Annotated in this window: 3 protein-coding genes and 1 pseudogene; all 4 read right to left on the bottom strand. The window is 63.6% G+C overall.

Annotation, left to right across the window (positions count from 1 at the left end; translation table 11 throughout):
- Nucleotides 1-718, bottom strand: a 718-nt coding sequence (locus WCB02_RS02400; protein ID WP_423955969.1) for an OmpW/AlkL family protein, incomplete at its 3' end; no start/stop codon positions are given.
- Nucleotides 719-1,006: 288 nt separating this feature from the next.
- The gene (locus WCB02_RS02395; RefSeq protein WP_423955967.1) at nucleotides 1,007-1,276 is read right to left on the bottom strand and encodes a hypothetical protein; all 270 of its coding nucleotides are present in this window, start codon (nucleotides 1,274-1,276) and stop codon (nucleotides 1,007-1,009) included.
- Nucleotides 1,277-1,540: 264 nt separating this feature from the next.
- Nucleotides 1,541-3,451, bottom strand: a complete 1,911-nt coding sequence (locus WCB02_RS02390; RefSeq protein ID WP_423955965.1) for a propionyl-CoA synthetase — start codon at nucleotides 3,449-3,451, stop codon at nucleotides 1,541-1,543.
- Nucleotides 3,452-3,594: 143 nt separating this feature from the next.
- A pseudogene (locus WCB02_RS02385) lies at nucleotides 3,595-3,782 on the bottom strand (hypothetical protein); the annotation flags it as partial.

Genomic DNA, 3,782 nt, shown 5'->3' with positions numbered 1-3,782 from the left:
CGCCGGCGCCGACCAGCCACGGGTTGATATCGGCCCGCCCCGAGACGGCGATCGCGTTGTTGACGGTGGCCGTGTAGTTCGGCTCCAGGAATATCTTCTTCAGGTCGACGTTGAGACCCCAATGGCGGTCGAGCATGTAGTCGAAGCCTATCTGCGCCACCGCGCCAAAACTGTTGTTGATGCTGAGCCCGGTCACGGCAAGGCCGTTCAAGGGGGTGTTCGCCGCGGACTGGTCGAAGAACACGGTGTAGTTGACGCCGCCACCGATATAGGGCTGGAACGCGCCGAAATTGGTGAAGTGATATTGCAGCGTCAAGGTCGGCGGCAACAGCCAAGCCTTTCCGATGTCGAGGCCCGCAAGCGTACCGGTGCCGCTGATCGAATGCCGGGTCACGCCGAGGATCAGTTCGGCCGCGATGTTCCTGGTGAAGAAGTAGCTGATGTCGAGTTCGGGGACCACCGAATCGCCGATCGAGAGCCCCGAGTTCGGCGACGACAGAGCCGGCACGCCCGTCACGTTGACCGAGCTGCCCGATGCGTCCGGCAACACGCCGAGCGCGCGAACCCGGATCATCCAGGGATTCCAGACGTCCACCGGCGGCGGCGCCTTGTAGACCGGGGCCGCCGACAGATCGGCGGCCTGCGCAGTTGCTACGGCTCCAGAGAACGCCGCCGCCAGGACCAATAGCGACGACGCATTCAGCAGTATCTTCTTCATCAAAAGGTTCCCTTGCCCAATCGGTCGGCGCGAACATGCGCGCGATAGCCTCGTGACAAATTGGAACCGGGCGGAGATATGATCTCGATCAAACCGTGGCGATCCCGCGCGTGACGCCAGGCAATCGTTGTATTTGCGCCACATACTGGCCGCAACTGGATACCGCGCACAGCAATGAATACCGGTGCGGGCGACTTGCAATCTTGCGATCGAGGCAAATTGCGCGCGTACGGACTCTGCGAATCGAAGGATCTGATCGCGGAACGCAGACGCCCGAAGTTACGGACGCTACGGGTGGTCCGGATGATCGAGCATGTATTGGCCGAGATCGCGCTGCTGGCGGTCGGTGCGCGCGTTGGCGTTGGCGTGCTGAACGTCGCGATCCTTGCGGCAGGCGATATAAGCCGGCGATCCGACCGCGACATTGTTGGCGCGGCAGTACGCGTCGTCGTCGACACTTGAATCGAGCATCGGCGGCTGACCCCGCTCGAGGCAGCCCGCAAGCAGCGGTGCAACGAGCAAGAGAGCGATCAAGGGTCGCGCGGATTTACGTCGCATGCTCGATCCATTCGTCCAATGAACTGATTGCCTGGCAACCGCACAGACTTGATCGGAGATGACCCGGCAATCCATCGAAAAGATGGCGTTTGCGCAGGTCAAGCGCGCCAAAGCCAGGTTCGCTCGTCATTCCGGGGCGTCACCAGGTCGCGCGCATACGGGCCCGATGACGAGCCCTGCGATCCTCGGATGTGCAATTGCACATCTGCGAATCTCGAGATTGCGGGTGGGCGCCCGGTGCACCGTCGGAATGACGATCAAAAATCACACCCTGCCCTTCAGCGCGGCGCCGATTTCGTCCAGCACCTTGGGATCCTCGATGGTCGCCGGCATCGACCATTGGTCGCCGTCGGCGATCTTCTTGATGGTGCCGCGCAGGATCTTGCCCGAGCGCGTCTTGGGCAGGCGGCCGACGGTGATCGCGAGCTTGAACGCAGCGACGGGACCGAGCTTCTCCCGCACCAGCGCCACGATCTCCTTCTCGATCTGCACCGGGCTGCGCGTCACGCCGGTTTTCAGCACCAGGAAGCCGCAGGGCACCTCGCCCTTGATCGCGTCCTTGATGCCGAGCACGGCGCATTCGGCGACATCCGGATGCGACGCCAGGATCTCCTCCATGCCGCCGGTGGAGAGCCGGTGGCCGGCGACATTGATGATGTCGTCGGTGCGGCCCATGACGAAGATATAGCCGTCCTCGTCCTTGAAGCCTGCGTCCGACGTCTTGTAGTAGCCGGGAAACTCGCTGAAATACGACTCGCGGCAGCGCTCGTCCTGCTCCCACAAGGTCGGCAGGCAGCCAGGCGGCAGCGGCAGCTTGATCACGATCGAGCCCATGGTGTTGGCCTTGACCTGCCTGGCCGCTTCGTCGACCACGTCGACCTGATAGCCCGGCATCGGCACGGTCGGCGAGCCATGCTTGACAGGCAGCTGGCCTAGCCCCACCGGATTGCCGGCGATGCACCACCCGGTCTCGGTCTGCCACCAGTGGTCGATCACCGGCACCTGCAATTGCTGCTCGGCCCATTCCACCGTCGGCGGATCGGCGCGTTCGCCGGCGAGGAACAGCGTGCGGAATTTTGAAAGATCGTATTTGCGGATGAATGTGCCGTCCGGGTCTTCCTTGCGGATGGCGCGGAAGGCAGTCGGCGCGGTGAACAGCGCCACCGCTTTGTGTTCGGCGATCACGCGCCAGAACGCGCCGGCGTCGGGCGTGCCGATCGGCTTGCCCTCGTACATGATCGAGGTCGCACCATGGATCAGCGGGCCGTAGATGATGTAGCTGTGGCCGACCACCCAGCCGATATCGGAGCCGCACCACCACACCTCGCCGGGGTTGATGCCATAGAGGTTGAACATCGACCATTTCAGCGCGACCAGATGCCCGCCATTGTCGCGCACCACGCCCTTGGGCTTGCCTGTGGTGCCCGAAGTATAGAGGATATAGAGCGGATCGGTCGCGAGCACCGGCACGCACGGGGCGGTCTTGCCGGCATCGAGCGCGGCCTGGCGCAAAACCGCCCAGTCGTGATCGCGCCCGGCGATGAGATCGCAGGTCTGCTGCGGCCGCTGCAGGATGATGCAGGCCAACGGCTTGGCGCTGGAAAGCGCGATCGCCTCGTCCAGCAGCGGCTTGTACTGCACGATGCGGCCGGGCTCGAGTCCACAGCTCGCCGACAGGATCAACTTCGGCGTGGCGTCGTCGATGCGGGTCGCAAGCTCCTTCGCGGCGAAGCCGCCGAACACCACGCTGTGCACCGCGCCGACCCGCGCGCAGGCGAGCATCGCAACCATGGCTTCAGGCACCATCGGCATATAGAGGATGACGCGATCGCCCTTCGTGACGCCGAAATCGGCCATGACGGCAGCGAGCGTCTGCACCTCCTTCAGCATCTCGGCATAGGTGAATTTTGAAATGCTGTTGGCGAGCGGCGAATCGTGGATCAGCGCGAGCTGATCGGCACGGCCCGCGGCGACGTGGCGGTCAAGCGCGTTGTAGCATGTGTTGACCACGGCGCCCGCGAACCAGCGGCCATAGAGTCCGATCGACGGATCGAAGACCTTCCTGGCCGGCTCGATCCAGTCGATCTCGCGCGCGGCCTCACCCCAAAACCCCTCGGGATCGCGCAGCGAGCGGGCATGGACCTCGTGATACCGGCTGTTTCCCTGGACGTTCATGCGCGGCCTCCACCTATCGATTTTCCTCACGTGACCAGCCGAGAGTGGGCCGGCCATGATCCGGATCAATTCCGATCAGATTTTTGCAGCATTTTCACGCATGGCGGTATCATTGCAAGGCCCGAGCACCTTGCCGGATCGGCTTACTTCGGATCGACCGCCAAGGGCTTGATTGCGAAGGGCTTGATTGCCAAGGGCTTGATTGCCAGGAGATCGCCGAGCCGGTCTTTCATGGCCTGGCGCAGATCATAGCCCGGCTGGCCGAAAGCGGCGTTGCGCCGCGCCAGGAAAGCGTCCTGCTCGCGCTGCAGCGCGCGTCCGGCGTCCGGAC

It is taken from the genome of Bradyrhizobium sp. (assembly GCF_049581145.1).
Classification (GTDB): Bacteria; Pseudomonadota; Alphaproteobacteria; order Rhizobiales; family Xanthobacteraceae; genus Bradyrhizobium.
Note: the sequence above shows the minus strand (reverse complement) of the source record. Positions and strands in the feature narration are given on the sequence as shown.